This is a genomic window from Peptococcaceae bacterium (genome assembly GCA_024655825.1).
GTDB lineage: Bacteria > Bacillota > Peptococcia > DRI-13 > PHAD01 > JANLFJ01.
This window is the reverse complement of the sequence record JANLFJ010000007.1, coordinates 82,736-99,903: the sequence shown is the minus strand read 5'-3', so window position 1 is coordinate 99,903 and position 17,168 is coordinate 82,736. Positions and strand designations below refer to the sequence as shown.

At 50.8% G+C, this 17,168-nt stretch carries 15 protein-coding genes; all 15 read right to left on the bottom strand.

Annotation, left to right across the window (positions count from 1 at the left end):
• Positions 1–88: 88 nt before the first annotated feature.
• Positions 89–1,225 (bottom strand): RNA polymerase sigma factor RpoD, encoded by a 1,137-nt coding sequence (gene rpoD, locus NUV48_04490; protein MCR4441397.1) that lies wholly within the window; start codon positions 1,223–1,225, stop codon positions 89–91.
• A 2-nt stretch (positions 1,226–1,227) separates the two neighbouring features.
• Positions 1,228–3,024, bottom strand: a complete 1,797-nt coding sequence (gene dnaG / locus NUV48_04485) for a DNA primase (GenBank protein MCR4441396.1) — start codon at positions 3,022–3,024, stop codon at positions 1,228–1,230.
• Between the two features lie 244 nt (positions 3,025–3,268).
• Positions 3,269–4,303 (bottom strand): deoxyguanosinetriphosphate triphosphohydrolase, encoded by a 1,035-nt coding sequence (locus NUV48_04480; protein MCR4441395.1) that lies wholly within the window; start codon positions 4,301–4,303, stop codon positions 3,269–3,271.
• 10 nt (positions 4,304–4,313) lie between these two features.
• Positions 4,314–4,910 (bottom strand): flavodoxin family protein, encoded by a 597-nt coding sequence (locus NUV48_04475; protein MCR4441394.1) that lies wholly within the window; start codon positions 4,908–4,910, stop codon positions 4,314–4,316.
• A 411-nt stretch (positions 4,911–5,321) separates the two neighbouring features.
• Complete coding sequence (locus NUV48_04470; protein ID MCR4441393.1) at positions 5,322–5,723, bottom strand: HEPN domain-containing protein; 402 nt, start codon at positions 5,721–5,723, stop codon at positions 5,322–5,324.
• Positions 5,704–6,027, bottom strand: coding sequence for a nucleotidyltransferase domain-containing protein (locus tag NUV48_04465; protein ID MCR4441392.1), 324 nt, complete (start codon positions 6,025–6,027; stop codon positions 5,704–5,706). Before NUV48_04465 ends, NUV48_04470 begins: the two co-directional genes overlap by 20 nt.
• 463 nt (positions 6,028–6,490) lie before the next feature.
• On the bottom strand, positions 6,491–9,148 hold the full coding sequence (gene ppdK, locus NUV48_04460; GenBank protein ID MCR4441391.1) for a pyruvate, phosphate dikinase: 2,658 nt from the start codon (positions 9,146–9,148) through the stop codon (positions 6,491–6,493).
• Complete coding sequence (locus tag NUV48_04455; protein MCR4441390.1) at positions 9,135–9,980, bottom strand: kinase/pyrophosphorylase; 846 nt, start codon at positions 9,978–9,980, stop codon at positions 9,135–9,137. Before NUV48_04455 ends, ppdK begins: the two co-directional genes overlap by 14 nt.
• On the bottom strand, positions 9,953–10,612 hold the full coding sequence (locus NUV48_04450; protein ID MCR4441389.1) for a CBS domain-containing protein: 660 nt from the start codon (positions 10,610–10,612) through the stop codon (positions 9,953–9,955). Before NUV48_04450 ends, NUV48_04455 begins: the two co-directional genes overlap by 28 nt.
• Before the next feature lie 113 nt (positions 10,613–10,725).
• Positions 10,726–12,807 carry a glycine--tRNA ligase subunit beta gene (gene glyS, locus NUV48_04445; GenBank protein MCR4441388.1) on the bottom strand — a complete coding sequence of 694 codons (2,082 nt, stop codon included), beginning with the start codon at positions 12,805–12,807 and terminating at the stop codon, positions 10,726–10,728.
• Positions 12,808–12,811: 4 nt separating this feature from the next.
• Positions 12,812–13,729: a glycine--tRNA ligase subunit alpha gene (gene glyQ, locus NUV48_04440; GenBank protein MCR4441387.1), complete on the bottom strand. Its 918-nt coding sequence runs from the start codon at positions 13,727–13,729 to the stop codon at positions 12,812–12,814.
• A gap of 6 nt (positions 13,730–13,735) precedes the next feature.
• Positions 13,736–13,894, bottom strand: a complete 159-nt coding sequence (locus NUV48_04435) for a hypothetical protein (protein MCR4441386.1) — start codon at positions 13,892–13,894, stop codon at positions 13,736–13,738.
• Between the two features lie 217 nt (positions 13,895–14,111).
• Positions 14,112–14,567, bottom strand: a complete 456-nt coding sequence (locus NUV48_04430; GenBank protein MCR4441385.1) for a DUF4342 domain-containing protein — start codon at positions 14,565–14,567, stop codon at positions 14,112–14,114.
• A gap of 67 nt (positions 14,568–14,634) precedes the next feature.
• Complete coding sequence (recO, locus tag NUV48_04425; protein ID MCR4441384.1) at positions 14,635–15,399, bottom strand: DNA repair protein RecO; 765 nt, start codon at positions 15,397–15,399, stop codon at positions 14,635–14,637.
• Positions 15,400–15,762: 363 nt separating this feature from the next.
• A complete protein-coding gene (gene mgtE, locus NUV48_04420) occupies positions 15,763–17,133 on the bottom strand; it encodes a magnesium transporter (protein MCR4441383.1) in 1,371 nt (456 codons plus the stop codon).
• Positions 17,134–17,168 lie beyond the last annotated feature (35 nt).

The following is a 17,168-nucleotide window of genomic DNA, read 5'->3' as shown; positions in this document are numbered from 1 at the left end:
GCGTTCCTTTCAACGCTTGTGCTGTTTGGCCCCCTGAACATAGCAATTAGCTCTCTTCCATATACCCGTTCTAAACCTTGAACTTGTTCTAATCCAGGTAATCCTTAAGCTTGCGGCTGCGGCTGGGATGGCGAAGCTTCCGCAGCGCTTTGGCTTCAATCTGTCTAATCCTTTCACGGGTCACCCCGAATTCCTGTCCCACTTCTTCCAGGGTGCGGGCTCTGCCGTCATCAAGTCCGAAACGCAGCCGCAGCACTTTTTCTTCCCGGTGGGTAAGCGTCTCTAACACCTCTTCCAGCTGCTCCTTCAAGAGGATGAAGGAAGCCGCTTCCGCAGGCGCCGGAGCATCCTCGTCTTCGATGAAATCCCCGAGGTGGCTGTCTTCTTCCTCGCCGATCGGCGTTTCCAGGGAAACCGGCTCCTGGGCTATTTTCAGTATTTCCCTTACGCGCTCGACAGGAATGTCCATTTCAGAGGCTATTTCCTCAGGGGAAGGGTCCCGGCCCAACTCCTGAAGGAGCTGGCGGGATACGCGAATAAGCTTGTTGATTGTTTCCACCATGTGAACAGGTATGCGGATCGTTCTGGCCTGGTCGGCAATAGCCCTGGTTATAGCCTGCCGGATCCACCAGGTGGCGTATGTGCTGAACTTGTAGCCTTTCCGGTAATCGAATTTTTCCACGGCTTTGATCAACCCCAGATTACCTTCCTGGATCAGGTCAAGAAACAGCATGCCGCGTCCCACATAACGCTTGGCAATGCTGACCACCAGTCTAAGATTGGCCTCAGCCAGCCGGCGTTTGGCTTCCTCATCGCCCTGTTCCATGCGTTTGGCTAGCTCCACTTCTTCTTCTGCGGACAGCAAGGGAACCCTCCCGATCTCCTTGAGATACATGCGAACAGGGTCATCTATTCCTACACCTTCCGGAACGGAAAGATCAATCTCAATTTCTCCCTCTCCCTCACCGTCAACCGGCGGTTCTTCCATATCCACCGGTTCCACAGGTTCTTCAAGAACCTCAATGTCGCCGGGATCGGGTACAACATCTATGCCCATGGCATTCAACTGTTCATAAATATCATCTATTTGTTCAGGAGTGATATCAACACCCTGCAATGCGGACATTATTTCGCCATAAGTCAATACTCCACGGCTTTTCCCTTTTTGAATAAGTTCTTTTACTCCTTCAATTTTCACTTGTTCGATTTCTTTTTCAGTCTTCATAACTAAATCCCTCCCTTCCGCAGGGTCGTTGCCAGGCTGTGTTTTTCCTTTACCATCTGCTGTATTTCAACCATCAATTCCAGGGATTTACTGACATCGCCCATTTTTTCGAACTGGGACATGCGGCTGTTGTTTTCTGCTATCTTCCTGTTAAGCAGTTCGGTTTTCAAAAGCACCAGGCAGTCCTTAAACACTCTCTCCCAACCTTCAGGGACCTCATCTGCCAACAGAATTCCCGATAAAGCATCCCGGGAAGCGCTGTTTTCCAGCAGGCTCATTAAATCGTCCGCTTTTATATTATGACCAGCCTGGAAGATTAAATAATTGTTTTGATAAATTTCTTTCAACAATTGATCGCTGAAGAGTTCTTTTCCTCCCCATTTTTCTATTTCCGTCATGGTTTGAGGGTTTTCCAGGGAAATCCTGATCAGGAACCTTTGGGCCTTTTCCCGGGCAGACAGCGGTCGAGCCTGCCGGGCACTGTTTTGGAGAGCAGGGCTGTCTTGGGAAAATGTTTTCCTTATTTCGGCATGAATCGCTGTTTCCGGGAAGACAAGCCGTTCGCTTACCATCTGGATAAAAGCCTGGCGCGCAACAGGGCTTTGCGTTTTCATGATGTCGGGAATAAGAGACTGCACAATCCTGACTTTGCCCGGTACAGTCTGGGCATCACACCGCTCAATCAATTTGCTCAATTTATATTCCAAAAGGGGCTGGGCTCGTTCAACAAGCTCTGTAAAGCTTCCCTTCCCCTCTTCTTTAATAAATTCATCCGGATCCTTCGCTCCCGGAACGGATATGACCGAAACCTGGCACCCTTGTTCCTGCAAGATATCAAGACCCCGGAGCGTTGCCTTTTCGCCGGCCTGGTCCGCATCAAAACAGATGACTGCCTGGTAGCTGTAACGCATCAACAACCGGGCCTGCTCAACGGTTAAGGCTGTACCCAGCGTGCCCACTGCATTGTATATCTCATTTTGATGCGCTGTTATAACATCCATGTACCCTTCCATAATTACGGACTTGTCTTGGTTGCGGATGGCTCCCCTGGCCAAATTCAAGCCGTACAGGTGCTTGCCTTTCGAAAAAAGGGGTGTTTCCGGAGAATTAAGATACTTCGGCTGGGAATCGTCCAAAACACGGCCGCCAAAGCCAACAACCCTTCCGGCTTCATCCGTAATGGGATAAATGATGCGGTGGCGGAAGCGGTCAACAGTTCCGCCTTTTTGCGTCTTTACGGCAAGTCCCAACAGCAGGAGTTCCTGTTCCGAACACCCTTGCTCCAACAAAAAACGGCTGAGTTCATCCCAACCGGGAGGCGCGTACCCAAGCGCAAATTTTTCCAGGGTATTTTTGTTAAGTCCCCTATTTTTCAGGTATGATAAGGCTTCCGCCCCTGTTTTATCGTACAGCTTTCCGGAATAAAACCGGGCTGCTAGTTCATTGATATGATAGTACCTTTTTTTTAATGATTCCTGTTTCTTTTTTTCCGGAGAAACGGCAGAGACCGGGATCAGGAGGCCGTAACGTTTGGCCAGAAAGGAAACCGCTTCCAGGAAACTCATGGCGCTCTTCTCCATGAGAAAGGTAAAAACATTTCCGCCCTTTCCGCAGCCAAAGCAATGAAAGATCTGTTTCTGAGGAGAGACAACAAAAGAAGGAGTTTTCTCCGCATGGAATGGACACAACCCGATAAAGTTTTGGCCCTGTTTTTTTAGCGGCACGAATTCCCTTATTATCTCCACAATATCCGCCCGGTGGCGCAGGTCATCAATAAATTCCTGGGGGATCTGGCCCATGACCTTTTTCACCACCTTATAACGCGTTTGTTCTTTTTTTCTTCATTTACAACCTTTTTTCCTGCTTTTTCGAAAAGATTTCAGACCAGGTCTAATTAAGATACAGCGTTTTTCATTGCAAATATTTATGATTTATTCGTTAAAAAAATTAAATTTCCTCTTTTTTTAGCCACATTTTTATACATATTATTTATTGTTTATTATTTAATCTTTCTATTTATGGCATTGTTTCCCACTATAACCTTTACTTAACGCTCGCCTGCGGCAGGACTTTATCCTTAAACAGCAGCACACAGTAATTGTCCGTCATCCCGGAAATATAATCGGCCACGCCCTGCTCAAGCCCTTCTTCTTCCGCAATTTCCCTGTACAGGCCGGGCAGTTCATCCGGATTTTCCATATAATAGCTGAATAAATACTCCACAATGTGGGCGGCACCATGCCTTTGCTTCTGGCAGTATGGCCCTTTATACACCGTTTCAAACATAAACCTGCGCAATCCCTGGAGAGCCCTGTTTATTTCAGGGCTCAGGCTGACTTTTATTTCGCCCCGGGCCAAATTTGACCTCGTAGTAAGGACGAGGTCTTTTACCAGGGTTCCGACTCTTTCGCTGTGGCTGTATCCCAATATATCCAGGAACTCTTTGGGTATATCATCCAAAGTGAGTACGGAGGCCCTGATGCTGTCATCTATATCGTGCTGGACATAGGCAATTTTGTCGGCATACCGCACGACCTGCCCCTCCAGGGTCTTACAGGCGCTCTCTCCCCTCCCAAACCCGCTGTGATGTGCTATCCCGTCCAGCACCTCCTGGCTGAGGTTTAAACCGGGTCCCGCCCTGCCCTGTTCGATCCGGGTCAGTACGCGAACACTGTTTAAATTGTGTTTAAAACCGCCGGGCAAAAGCCTGTCCAAAACCTCCTCGCCAGTGTGAGCAAACGGCGTATGTCCGACATCATGGCCGAGGGCAATGGCTTCAATCAAATCAAGATTCAGCCGCAGCGCTTTGCCCGCAGTTTGAGAAATCTGGTTCACTTCCAGGGTATGAGTCAGCCTTGTCCTGTAGTGGTCGTTGCCCATGGCAATAAAAACCTGTGTTTTATGTTTCAAGCGGCGAAAAGACTTGGAATGAATTATGCGGTCCCTGTCCCTCATGAAGCAGGTCCGGATGGGATCAGGTTCCTCGGGCCGTTGGCGGCCCACCGACCTGGAAGCGAGCATGGCATAAGGACTGAGAGCTGTTTCTTCGAAGGCTTCGATTTCCTGGCGAATGGACATTTCTTCGCTCCTACTCTCGCAGTACCCTGGTTTCTCGGGCAACTTCAAAAATCCTTTTAGCCAGGACCGCAATCCTTTCCAGCGCCTGCTTATCCTCCTGGGCCGGGCGCTGGGCGGCAACCCCGAAATGACCGCAGTCATGACCAGCATGACCCGGACCTACGATTGTCATACCCTGTACAAGCATCATTTCCTGGATGACTCTTATTGTAAGTTCTTGCCCGCCGAAACGGGATGCTCCTACGGCCACAGCTCCGCCGGCAACGTTTAGCAGCTTCTTTTCCGCACGAAGCCGGCGGGTCTGGTCCCAAAAAGCCTTCAACTGGCCGGTTATACTGCCGAAATAAACCGGCGAGCCGACCAGCATGCCGTCTGCTTCACTTAACAGGTTGAGCGCATCCTCAAAAGAAGTCCCGGCCATGCAGGTCCCCTGGCACGGCGTGGAACAAACAGTACAAAAAGGAACCGCCAGGTCTTTTAAAACCTCGGCTGCGTGAATAATTTCCGTTTTTGCTCCCAGCCTTGCGGCCTGTTCCAGCCCTTTGTTCAATAAAAAAGCGGTGGATCCCTCTTTGTTGGGACTTCCGTTAATACCTACGATCAGCATTGTCGGCGACCCCTTGCGGGGCCTTTCACCTTCCTCTTTCTTTTTCTTCATTAATTTTAATATTAGTTTTCATCCTGTTACTTTACATTAATACTCCTTAAATAATGAAAATCCTCTTTTTTCTTAACCAACGAATTTCGACATTTATGACGGATTTAAGCAAAATAAGGCCTGTAGGCTCCTGGCACCCAAACGGAATGATGTTTGCCCATTAATATTAACGCAGTATATAAACACAACAAGAACGGGGGCGTCTCACAATAAAACTTTGGAGCCGCCCCCTTCTCATGGAATCATAAACTTCCCTGACTAGCCGTGCCTTATTTGGGCCTGGGCCGCCGCTATCATAATAGACCAATCACCGTTTTTTACATTATGGAACACTTTTTGTTTTCTATTTCCTCCATTATATTAATTTTCATTTATAAAAATACTATTACATGCATTAAGGACTTCTGTAGCTATTGTTACTGCCTTTTTTGCATCCTCACATGAAGCTTCCGGCCAATCTCCGGGATAACGGGATTCCACGCTCCATTCAGTTAACCATGTTAAATCAAAACTTTCAAACTTTGCACTTACTTTTTTAGGTAATGTCTCTGATAAAGCATCAAGGTCATGAGTTCTTATTACATCCAATCCTTTTAACACTAAAATTGCTTTCAGAGCTTTTTCAGCACTTTGTTGAGCTAAAAAACAAACGGTCCGGGGAGCCACGTCATCATGCGAAAGTAATATTGATGCTGCCTGTAAATCGTTTTTCGCATATTCAAACCACCGTAATGCCAGTTGTCTATTGGTCAATTCGCTCATAAACGACCCTCCCCTCCTTTAATGCGGTTCCATAAATATATCCTGGCAAATCTTTTTTTTGCTCAATCTCTTCTTTTGAGGCAACTATAACGTCTTTAGGAATACCAAATCCCTTTAATTCTCTTCTCATAGCTACTTGGATATCTCTTTTTGAGCCTTTATAAGAGGTGATTACCAAAAAATCAATATCGCTATCTTTGGTGGCTTCATTCCGTGCCCAAGAGCCAAAAACAATAATTTTTTCCGGTGAAAAGGCATTTACAATTCTCTCAGCCATGGATTGAACAATATGCTTAGTAATCATTTATACAATCACCCACATTCTGTTTCATTGTAAAATTATACCACATGAATGTTGTTATCTCAACATCCAAGCAGGGACTAGACAAGGTGTCGCGGACAAATCGCACCAATCCCCGCATGCCCAATATACGGACCGCGTCTACCAGGTAAATAGAATTATGGGCCAGAACATTTAAGAGATGCCCAAGACGCATTAAGTAGTCACCCCTGAAATATTTCTAAAAGAATTTTCTCAGAACATTGACATACACAACTCTATAAAAACTGACCCAGGGCGAAAAATGCTATATGATACACAGCACTGTTTCCATCCATCTAGCGCTCGGCACAACCAAATCCTAGCTCCCCGAATTGAAAAAGAGAGGGTACTATCTCTTAGTTTACTAATAGACAATGCCCTCTCTCTTTTTTACAAAACTTCTTACAGCCTTCATAGGTAAGGCCTTACCCAACTATTCTAAGCCTTACTTGATTGGTCTTGGGTTGATAACCTGGGCCTGGGCAGCCGCCAGCCTGGCGACGGGCACCCGGAACGGCGAACAGCTCACATAGTTCAGACCGGCCAGGTGGCAAAACTCGATAGAATTCGGTTCGCCGCCGTGTTCCCCGCAGATGCCGATTTCCAGCCCCGGTTTTTTCTCGCGGCCCTTCTTTACAGCCATTTCCATCAACTGCCCCACCCCTTCCCGGTCCAGGACAATGAAGGGGTTGTTTTTCAGGATTTTTTTCTCAAGGTAATCGTTCATGAACTTGCCCTCCGCGTCGTCGCGGCTGAAACCCAGGGTAGTCTGGGTCAAGTCGTTTGTCCCAAAGGAGAAAAAGTCGGCCACCTCCGCCACTTTATCGGCCGTCAGGCAGGCACGGGGCAGTTCGATCATAGTGCCCACGGTAAAGTGAAATTCCACCTTGTATTCGCTCATAACCTGGCGGGCCACCTCCTCAATTTCCCCGCGCAGGAGAGCCAGCTCGTTCTTGTCTATCACCAGGGGTATCTCCACTTCAGGCCAGACCTTATATCCTTCCTTCACCAGCCGGGCTGCAGCCTGGAAAATGGCGCGTGCCTGCATCCGGTAAATCTCGGGATACGAAACGCCAAGCCGGCAGCCGCGGTGGCCGAGCATGGGATTGAATTCGCGCAGGGACCTGGCCCTGGTGAGAACCGTCTGCAGAGCCATGATCCTTTCCGGATCGGCTTTGACCATCTTAAGCTCGCCGATTTCAGTAATGAGCTCCTCCACATCGGGTAAAAATTCGTGCAGCGGGGGATCCAGAAGCCGGATGGTGACAGGGAGACCGTTCATTACCTTGAGGATGCCGTAAAAATCCTCCTCCTGCATGGGCAAGAGTTTGGCCAGGGCTTTTTCACGGTCTTCTATATTATCCGCCATGATCATCTCCTGAACAACGGGAACGCGGTCCGGAGCCATAAACATGTGCTCCGTGCGGCAGAGCCCAATCCCCTCAGCCCCAAATTCCCTGGCCTTGGCAGCGTCCGGGGGATTGTCGGCGTTGGCCCTCACCTTAAGCCTTTTTATCTCATCGGCCCAGGAGAGTATTTCCTGGAACTCGGGGCTCAGTTCGGGGTCAATCAGCTTGACCTGCCCCAGCATCACTTTTCCGGTGCTGCCGTCAAGGGAAATGATGTCGCCTTCCCTGATAACCTGCCCGTCAACTTTGATTTCGCCAGCCTCATAATCTATTTTCAGGGCCTCGCAGCCGCAGACACAGCATTTGCCCATGCCGCGCGCCACCACAGCCGCATGGCTGGTCATACCGCCGCGGCTGGTGAGAATGCCCTGCGCCGCCACGATTCCGTGAATATCGTCGGGCGTTGTCTCCGTCCTCACCAGGATGACTTTTTTCCCTTCTTTGGCCTGGCCTTCCGCCCTGTCGGCATCCAGCACAACATGGCCTGAAGCGGCTCCGGGAGAAGCAGGAAGTCCCTTGGCAATCACTTTCACCTCCGAGGCCGGGTCGATCCTCCTGTGCAGCAGCTGGTCAAGGGAAGAAGGTTCGATGCGCATGATCGCCTCTTCCTTGCTGATAATCCCTTCATTCACCATATCCACGGCAATTTTTACCGCCGCGCCGGCTGTCCTTTTCCCGGTCCGCGTCTGGAGCATGTACAGCTTGCCGCGTTCTATGGTAAACTCAATATCCTGCACGTCGCGGTAATGCGTTTCCAGGATGCTGCAGATTCGTGTGAACTGGCTGTATATTTGCGGGTTTTCCCGGCTCAGTTGTTCAATCGATTGAGGTGTGCGTATCCCGGCGACCACATCCTCACCCTGGGCATTCATGAGGAACTCGCCGTAAAGCTTCTTCTCGCCGGTGGACGGATTGCGGGTGAACGCCACCCCCGTCCCCGAATCGTCGCCCATGTTCCCGAAGACCATGGCCTGCACGTTCACCGCCGTGCCCAGATCTTGCGGGATGTTGTTTATCTTGCGGTACACCTCGGCCCGGGGATTGAACCAGGAATTAAAGACAGCGCGGATGGCCATCAAGAGCTGTTCCCTTGGTTGTTGGGGAAAGCTCTGACCTTTGGTCCTCCTGACAATACTTTTGTAATCTTCGATCAGTTTTTCCAGCGCCTCCGGCGTCAGGTCCTTATCCACCTTAACGCCTGCTTCTTCCTTTCTCTTTTCGAGGGCGGTTTCGAACTGAAAGTGCTCTACGCCCATCACCACATCGGCAAACATCTGGATAAAGCGCCGGTAGCTGTCAAGGGCGAACCGCCTGTTCTGCGTGGCGCGGCTCAAGCCTTCCACTGTCTCATCGTTCAAACCAAGGTTGAGGATTGTATCCATCATCCCCGGCATTGACACAGGAGCACCCGAGCGGACAGAAACCAGAAGCGGGTCATGCAGGTCGCCGAACTTCTTCCCGGCCTGCTCTTCCACTGCGGCCAGCTTTTCCCACAACTCCTCTTCCAAGCCGGCAGGAAACGTTTTGCCCGCCTTAAAAAACTCTATGCAGGCCTTGGTGGTAATTGTCAAACCCGGCGGCACCGGCAGGCCGATATTCGTCATCTCCGCAAGGTTGGCCCCTTTTCCCCCCAGGAGATTTTTCATGCCGGCGCTTCCTTCTCTGAATAAATACACATACTTACTTTCTTTCACTTTGTTCCCCCCTGTAATATATCTGTAGGATGCGGCTGGCCGTCTCTTCCACGGCCTTATTGGAGACATCTATGACCGGGCACCCTATTTTGCTCATGATTTTCTCCGCGTACTCGATTTCTTTCAGTATCCTTTCCATGCTCGCATAGTCGGCGCTCGGCGCGAGTCCCAGCGATTTAAGCCTTTCCTGGCGTATGGGGTTAAGTATCTCTGGTTTTACAGTCAATCCCACTATCTTGCGGGGCGGGATGCTGAACAGTTCTTCCGGCGGCGAGACCTCCGGCACCAGCGGAACGTTGGCCGCCCTGATTCTCTTGTGGGCCAGGTACATGCAAAGCGGGGTCTTGGAAGTCCTGGAAATGCCGATAAGCACGATATCGGCGTAAAGGATGCCCCGCGGGTCTTTCCCGTCGTCATATTTGACCGCGAACTCTATGGCTTCCACCCTGCTGAAATAGTCCTCATCAAGCTTGTGCAGCAGCCCGGGTTCCAAGCGGGGCGGCGTTTGGGACAGCCTGGAAAAGGCATCAAGCATCGGCCCTAAGACATCCACCGCTAAAATATTGTATTCACGTGCTTTATCCAGCAGGCACTGGCGCAGCCTTGGCAAAACCAAGGTAAAAGCGATCATGGCGTTCTGCCCGGCCATTTCCGCTAAAATTTCCGCAATATGCTCTTCATCATTGACATAGGGGATCCTTTTTATTTCCACCTGCCCCGAATTGAACTGGCTGGCTGCGGCCTTCGCCACAAATTCGGCCGTCTCTCCCAAGGAATCAGAAATCACATATATTGTTGGCAGTGTTATAACATTTCCCCTCCTTCCATAAATTTACCCTGCCCTAATTCAACAAAAGCCCTGGTTATAGTGGTTTTTGTAATTCTGCCAATCACTTCAAATCCTTGCCGTCCCTCATTATAAGCAGGGCGGACCACCGGCAAAGAGTCTATCTCGTGGTCGACCATTTTCTTGGCCGCGGCCCACAGCGATTCTTCCGGTGTGGTCATGACGATATTGGGCATCCTGGTCATAACGACAGAAACCGGGACTTTTTGAATTTCAACCTGTCCCAGTGACACCTTCAGCAGGTCCTTGCGAGACACAACCCCTTCCAGCAGCCCGCCTTCGCTTACCACAAACAGGCTGCCGACATCCATCACAAAAAGGGTCACAATTGCGTCATAGACTGTTGATATTTCGCTGACAACAGCAGGAACCGCTTTCATGTCCTTAACCTTTATCTTGTTTATTTCTTCATACAGCCTGGAAGCAAGTCCTTTCCCCGAATAAGAATAACCCACCCGGGGCCTGGCTTCCAGCAGCCCGGCTCTGGTCAGCACGGTCAAATCCGGCCGCAGCGTTGCCTTCACATAACCGAGAATATCCGCAATCTCTTCTCCCTTAATCGGCCCATGTTCTTTCACGATCCTGACGATTTGCTCCTGCCGGTCTGTGAGCCGTATGGCTATCACCCCCAATATTGGGACACATCTTTGCTCTTTATATAATATACTATTTAAACCAGTTCCTGCAATAATGATATACTATTTATTTTTTTTATTTTATTAAGCTGTCACTAAAGGGAGGGCGCTATCCTGCTCAAATCCCCCACGCCGCGAGTGAGCTCCACAACTTTGTGCAGCAAGGCCAGGCGGTTATTGCGGACTTTTTCGTCGTCAACCATCACCAGCACCGCGTTGAAGAACCTGTCAACCGGCCCAGACAGGGGAGACAAAAGCCGGATAATCTCCACGAATTCCCGCTGTTTTTCCAGCCCCGGCAGCTTTTTCTCCACCTCTTGCAGGACCGCATATAGTTCTTTTTCCGCCTTATCAGCCAGGTGCTGCGGCTGTATGGGGCAAGCCGCCGTTTTCCTGGTGAGATTATAAGCCCTGGTAAAGGAGGTCAGCATTTCTCTGAAGCCAGGATCGTCCTTTGTCCTGCTGAGCGCTTCTGCCCTGGCCTTTACGGTAAGAAAATTGCTGTAGTCGACTCCCAGCACCGCCTCAATCACATCGTAACGGTGCCCTTCGTCACCTAGGATGTTTTTCAGGCGGGCCTGGAAAAACTCCCTGACTCTTTCGCGCATCTCTTCTCCCAATTCCCGATCAGGCAAAACCCCCCGGTAGTTTTCCAGCGCTTGGCCAATCAGATCATCCAAATTGAGTTCAAAACTGTGCCCAATAATTATATGGCATATGCCCATAGCTTGGCGCCTTAAGGCATAGGGGTCCTGCGACCCGGTCGGTTCAATCCCGATAGCAAAACAACCGGCAATAGTATCTATCTTATCAGCCAGGCTTACCAGGGCCCCCTCCACGCTCTGCGGTATGGCGTCACCCGCGAAACGCGGCTGGTAGTGCTCCATAATGGCGCGGGCAACCTCTTTTCTTTCCCCTGAAAGAACGGCATAATACTGTCCCATTATCCCCTGCAGTTCCGGAAATTCGTAAACCATGCTTGTAACCAGGTCAGCCTTGGCCAGTTGAGCCGCCCTCAGCGCGTTTTGCCCTGTTTCCGTGGTAAGCCCTAAGGCCTTGATATATGCCCCCACGCTGTTTATGATCCTTTCGACCTTTTGGGCAACCGTGCCCAGGCTCTCCTGGAAAACTATTTTTTCCAGGCGGGGAAGATACTGTTCCAATTTAACTTTCCTGTCATCATCCCAGAAAAAACGGGCGTCAGCCAGCCGGGCCCTGAGCACTTTTTCGTTTCCCGCGCTTACAATCTCCAGGTGAGCATCGTTCCCGTCGCGCACGGTTATGAAATGATTTAAAAGTTCTCCGCCGCTCCCTCTTACCGGAAAATAGCGCTGGTGTTCTTTCATGGGTGTTATAACTACTTCTTCCGGCATTGAAAGGTATTCTCGGTCAAAGCTTCCGGTCAGGGCCGTCGGCCATTCAAGCAAGTAAGTAATCTCCTCCAGCAGTTCTTCATCCATTTCCACCCTTCCTCCCACACGCTCCGCCGCTTCTTTTATCTGCCGCCAGCATTCTTCTCGCCGCAGCTTTGGCTCAACCATCACAAACCCTTCTTTTAGTTGTTCCACATAAGTCAAAGGATCGATAATCTCTATGCTTCCCCTTCCCAGGAAACGATGGCCCCTGGTAGTGCGTCCCGCCGTAAGTCCTTCCATTTCAAACGGGATGACTTCCCTGTCCAAAAGGGAAACCAGCCAGTGGATAGGTCGGGCAAAACGCATCTCTTTGTCCGCCCAGCGCATGGACTTTGGAAAACTCAGGCCTCTAATTAACTGAAGCGCTATCTCCGGCAGGACCTCTCTTGCTGCTCTCCCTTCAACCTGGCGCAAAGCAAAAACATACTCGCCGCTGCCTGTATTTTTTAAGATGAGCTTATCCAGGGAAACTCCCTGGCTGCGAGCGAAACCTTCAGCCGCCCTGGTTGGTTGCCCGTCCGGTCCAAACGCGGCTTTACGGGAGGGTCCCTTAACTTCTTCCTGCAGGTCTTCCCCCTTTTCCGCCAGGTCATAAACGAGCAGTGTTATACGCCTGGGCGTTCCCAGGGTGTGAATCTGTCCATACTTCAACCGGTACTCTCCAAACTTAATTGCCGCAAGTTCTTCCAGCTGGGCAAGCGTGCCGGGCATAAACCTGGCTGGTATTTCTTCAGTGCCTATTTCCAGCAAGTAATTGGCCATGGTTTTACGCCTCCTCCTTGGGAACGTTTAAACTATCCCCAGTGCTTTGTCGCGCGTTTTTAAGCAGTGGAAATCCGAGACATTCTCTTTGCCTGACGTAGGCCTGGGCACAGGCCCTGGCCATATTCCTGACCCGGGCGATAAACCCCGTTCTTTCCGTCACGCTGATCGCTCCCCTGGCATCCAGGAGATTGAAAGTGTGCGAGCACTTCAACACGTAATCGTAAGCAGGCTGCACCAGCCCTTCTTCGATAACGCGCAGCGCCTCTCTTTCAAAGGCATCGAAAAGGTTAAACAGCATAGCCGTATCGGCCACTTCAAAGTTGTAGCGGGAGTAATCAACCTCGCCCTGGTGATGTATATCCCCGTAAGTAATCCCGTTGACCCATTCAATATCAAAAACGCTCTCCTTTTCCTGGATGAACATGGCGATGCGCTCCAGGCCGTAAGTGATCTCTCCGGAAACAGGACGGCAGTCGATACCGCCGCACTGCTGGAAGTAGGTGAACTGGGTAATCTCCATCCCGTCCAGCCACACTTCCCAGCCCAGTCCCCAGGCGCCCAGGGTTGGTGATTCCCAGTTGTCTTCAACAAACCTGAGGTCGTGTTTCAACATGTCAATACCCAGCGCCTTTAAGCTTTCCAGGTATAGTTCCTGGATATTGTCCGGCGACGGTTTAAGAATCACCTGGTACTGGTAGTAATGCTGCAGGCGGTTGGGATTTTCCCCGTAGCGGCCGTCAGTCGGCCTCCGCGACGGCTCAACATAAGCGACGTTCCAGGGTTCGGGGCCAAGCACCCTCAAAAAGGTCGCCGGGTTCATGGTTCCCGCCCCTTTCTCCAGGTCGTAAGGCTGCTGGATAATGCAGCCCCGTTCACCCCAGAACTTGTTCAGGTTCAGTATGATGTCCTGAAAATACATGAATTCTCACACTCCTTTGCTTGAAACTATAAATTTTCCCAGCGCGCGGGTGTACAGCAGACCAAATTCTGTTAAGCTTAAAAGTCCCGTCCCTGCAGCTTCTTTGACAGCTGCAGGGACGGGACTCAAATTCCCGCGGTTCCACCCTGCTTGGCCGGCCGCCATAAGCGGTCGCCCCCTTTTTTTAAAAACCAGGCTCCAGGGCGCCTCATTTCTCCGTACCCAAGCCGGGCTTTCACCCTTCCCCGGCTCGCTTTGTTCAGGCAGATGGAGAATTCTCCCGTTCACAGCCCTTATGGAATTATGGATCAACAGCGATATTAATTTACCAGAGGTTCGTTAATTTGTCAATCCGTCAATTCCCTTTTTTTCCCTGCCCTAGCTAACGCTTGTCTGTTTTTTGCTTTTCCCTGCCGTCATCGTCCAAAAAACTCAGGTCGTGCCTCTCCACCTTGCCGTCGGGGCGAACAATTTCCAGGCTGTAGTTGTTGACAAGGGCGGCTACCGTACCTACCGCCACTATAAACAGCAGGGGAGGGATCAGGATTGCCCCGCCAACCCCGAGGGCGCCAATGGTGGCCGGGATTTCAAAAACAATTTTGTCCCCTTTTTTCAGCCTCACCTTGGTAACGTTGCCCTTCCTGATAATATCCCTGATGTAATCGGCAAGCTGTCTTCCCTTTTCGTCAAGCCTGTCATCCCACTTCTTGCTGTTTTTTTCCAGATAAATCAAAGCCTGCACCACATCCCCGCCGTTTGCGTCAAGGGCGTCTTTGGCCTGCTGGTATGTGACACCCATCCTTTCCCGTAAAAGGTCGATTTTGCTCAGTTCGTCCATAGTCCCACCTCCAAAATTTATTCTTCACCACATTAATATTTCCCTTTTTGCAGCGGCTTACCCTCTTTTAGTCCGCTTCCCGCATCATCTCTTTCAAAACCGGTGCAGATTTAAGGGGACGTTCCAACAGCAGGGCCAGGAACTCGTCCACCGCCTGCCCTAGGACTCCCAACCCCTGCGCAGACAGCTTTAGCCGGCCGATTTTGCTCAAATCCATCCGCAAAAGCTGCTGCCAAACAGCAAGGGCCTCATTCGAAAAACAGCACTGTTTCACCGCGGGCTTGGCCTGGCTGCATTCCCGGCACAGGATTCCGCCGAGTTGGGGAGCAAAGAGGACGTGAGAAGCCCCACCGGCCGGGCATCCGCAGGAAACGCACTTTTCCAGGCACGGCGTGTAGCCGAGCCGCGACAAAAGCTTTATTTCCAACCCCCTCACGGTGAGCTTGCGGGGCAAAAGGCACAGGGCATGAAACCCGGAAAGCGCCAGGTTAAACAGTTCCTGGTCTTTTTCGCCCTCTTCAATCATCGCGTCAAGCAGTTCGCTCCAGTACGAGGCCGCCGCCATCGCCGACATGTCTTCATGCAGGAGGACGAAAGCCTCCAGGCACTGGCTTTGGGTAACAACATCCAGGTTCCGGCCCTCGTAAAGGAGCATATCGTTATGGGTAAAGGCCTGAACACCGCCCCGCAGGCGGCTGTTCGGCTTGCGGACGCCCTTGGCGATAGCCGAAACCTTACCTTTTTCCCTGGTCAAAAGAGTAAGGAGGCTGTCTGCCTCCATGTATTTCCTTGCTCGCAAAACCAGCGCTTCTGTATGATAAAGAGCCACCATCTTTCACCCCAGTTCGCGCTTCTTTCTAAATATCCGGTTTGAAAACGCGGGGGAATCCTTCCTTATTTCCCGGAAAATGAGATAAGCGCCAATACGGCCGGTAGCCTGAAAAAAGTTCCAGAATACTTCCTGATAAGGCATAGCCAAATTCCTTTCCGATGTCTTGTGAGTATTCTTTTTTTATTTTTTCTCCCCGCATCGCCAGTATACTTATTTATATTTGCCAAACCAGCCTGTTATTGTCTTTAGAGCTTTCTTATTAGTTTTTATTATATCATAATCTTTTTATTTTAAAAAACAATATTCCACCGGCCGGCCGGCCGACCAACTATGCCGGTATATCCCCTCTCATTGCAGCCGGTTTCACAAAAGGTGGGATATAAGCAGTGTGGCCAGGGTGGAGTAGATGACAAGCCCGGTTATGTCAATGGCGGTAGAGATGAAGGGAGCCGACGCCACCGCCGGATCTATTCCTATCCGGCGAAAAAAAAGCGGGACGATTGTGCCCATTGTAGCGGCAGTAAACATGTTCCCCAGCATGGCCAGTCCCACAACCAGGCCGAGCATTGGTTTGCTCTGCCACCAGGAAGCCACTATGCCGACAATGAAACCTAACACGGCGCCGATTGCCAGCCCCGTCAAGGCCTCCCTCAAAATGACGCGCATTATGTCTCCAGACCTGATCTGGCCAGTGGCTATTCCGCGCACCGTGACGGTGGACGACTGCGTTCCCACATTGCCTCCCATCCCTGTCAGGAGGGGAATGAAGAAAGCCAGGGCTACCACGGCGCTTATTTCACCCGAAAAATGGCTGAGAACCTTTCCTGAGACCAGCCCTCCCAGCATAGTGATAAACAGCCATGGCAGCCTGGCTTTGAGCGATGCCCTGATCCTCAAAAAAAAGTCTTCCTCCTCTTCCTCTTCGACTTCGCCCGGAGCGCCGGCCAAGCGGTAAATATCTTCCGAAGCCTCCTCATTAATAACATCGATCACGTCGTCAAAAGTGATAATGCCCAGCAGGGATTTGTCATGGTCCACCACCGGCACCGCCAGGAAATCGTATCTGGAGACGATACGGGCCACTTCTTCCTGGTCCATATCCACCGGAACGCTTATCACATTACGGCGCATGATATCGCGGATAAGAGAATCCGGGGAAGCGATGATCAATTCCCTTAAGGAAATGACGCCTACCAGCTGGTTTTTCGTATTGATTACATACACGTAATAAACCGTTTCCGCATCGGGAGCTGTCTCGCGAAGCTCCTCAATGGCCTTTGCCGCTGTTATGTCTTCCCTGATGGCCACATACTCGAAAGTCATCAGGCCGCCGGCCGTATCTTCCCTGTACTTCATCAGCTCCCTGACATCCTGCTGGTCTTCCGTTTCCAGGAGTTCGAGATAGCGGGCCTGTTCAGTGTCGGAAAGCTCGCTTAAAAGGTCGGCAGCGTCGTCGGAAGACATCTCCTCCAGTATTTCGGATACCCTTTCTTCATGGAGGTTGCCCAGGAGTTCGCCCCCCAGCTCAGGATCCAGCTCATTGATTACCAGGGCCGCCGTCTCATTATCCAGGAGCGAAACAACCCAGCGCTGTTCCGTGGTTTCCAACTCCTCAAGAACCTCGGCAATATCGGCAACCTGCAGGTCGGCCAGGAGTTCCCGGGCCGCTTTTTCTTCCTGTTGAGCCGCATACATGCTTATTTTACTAGCAACGGTCTTTAGTTCTTTGAACATCCTGCTCCCTCCTTTTACCTTACCAGTTTTTGCCA

Excerpts from the sequence above, each read along its gene's own strand:
- rpoD (MCR4441397.1), bottom strand. The coding sequence starts at position 1,225 with ATGAAGACTGAAAAAGAAATCGAACAAGTGAAAATTGAAGGAGTAAAA.
- dnaG (MCR4441396.1), bottom strand. The coding sequence starts at position 3,024 with ATGGGCCAGATCCCCCAGGAATTTATTGATGACCTGCGCCACCGGGCG.
- NUV48_04480 (MCR4441395.1), bottom strand. The coding sequence starts at position 4,303 with ATGTCCATTCGCCAGGAAATCGAAGCCTTCGAAGAAACAGCTCTCAGT.
- NUV48_04475 (MCR4441394.1), bottom strand. The coding sequence starts at position 4,910 with ATGCTGATCGTAGGTATTAACGGAAGTCCCAACAAAGAGGGATCCACC.
- NUV48_04470 (MCR4441393.1), bottom strand. The coding sequence starts at position 5,723 with ATGAGCGAATTGACCAATAGACAACTGGCATTACGGTGGTTTGAATAT.
- NUV48_04465 (MCR4441392.1), bottom strand. The coding sequence starts at position 6,027 with ATGATTACTAAGCATATTGTTCAATCCATGGCTGAGAGAATTGTAAAT.
- glyS (MCR4441388.1), bottom strand. The coding sequence starts at position 12,807 with ATGGCCAATTACTTGCTGGAAATAGGCACTGAAGAAATACCAGCCAGG.
- glyQ (MCR4441387.1), bottom strand. The coding sequence starts at position 13,729 with ATGTATTTTCAGGACATCATACTGAACCTGAACAAGTTCTGGGGTGAA.
- NUV48_04435 (MCR4441386.1), bottom strand. The coding sequence starts at position 13,894 with ATGGCGGCCGGCCAAGCAGGGTGGAACCGCGGGAATTTGAGTCCCGTC.
- NUV48_04430 (MCR4441385.1), bottom strand. The coding sequence starts at position 14,567 with ATGGACGAACTGAGCAAAATCGACCTTTTACGGGAAAGGATGGGTGTC.
- recO (MCR4441384.1), bottom strand. The coding sequence starts at position 15,399 with ATGGTGGCTCTTTATCATACAGAAGCGCTGGTTTTGCGAGCAAGGAAA.
- mgtE (MCR4441383.1), bottom strand. The coding sequence starts at position 17,133 with ATGTTCAAAGAACTAAAGACCGTTGCTAGTAAAATAAGCATGTATGCG.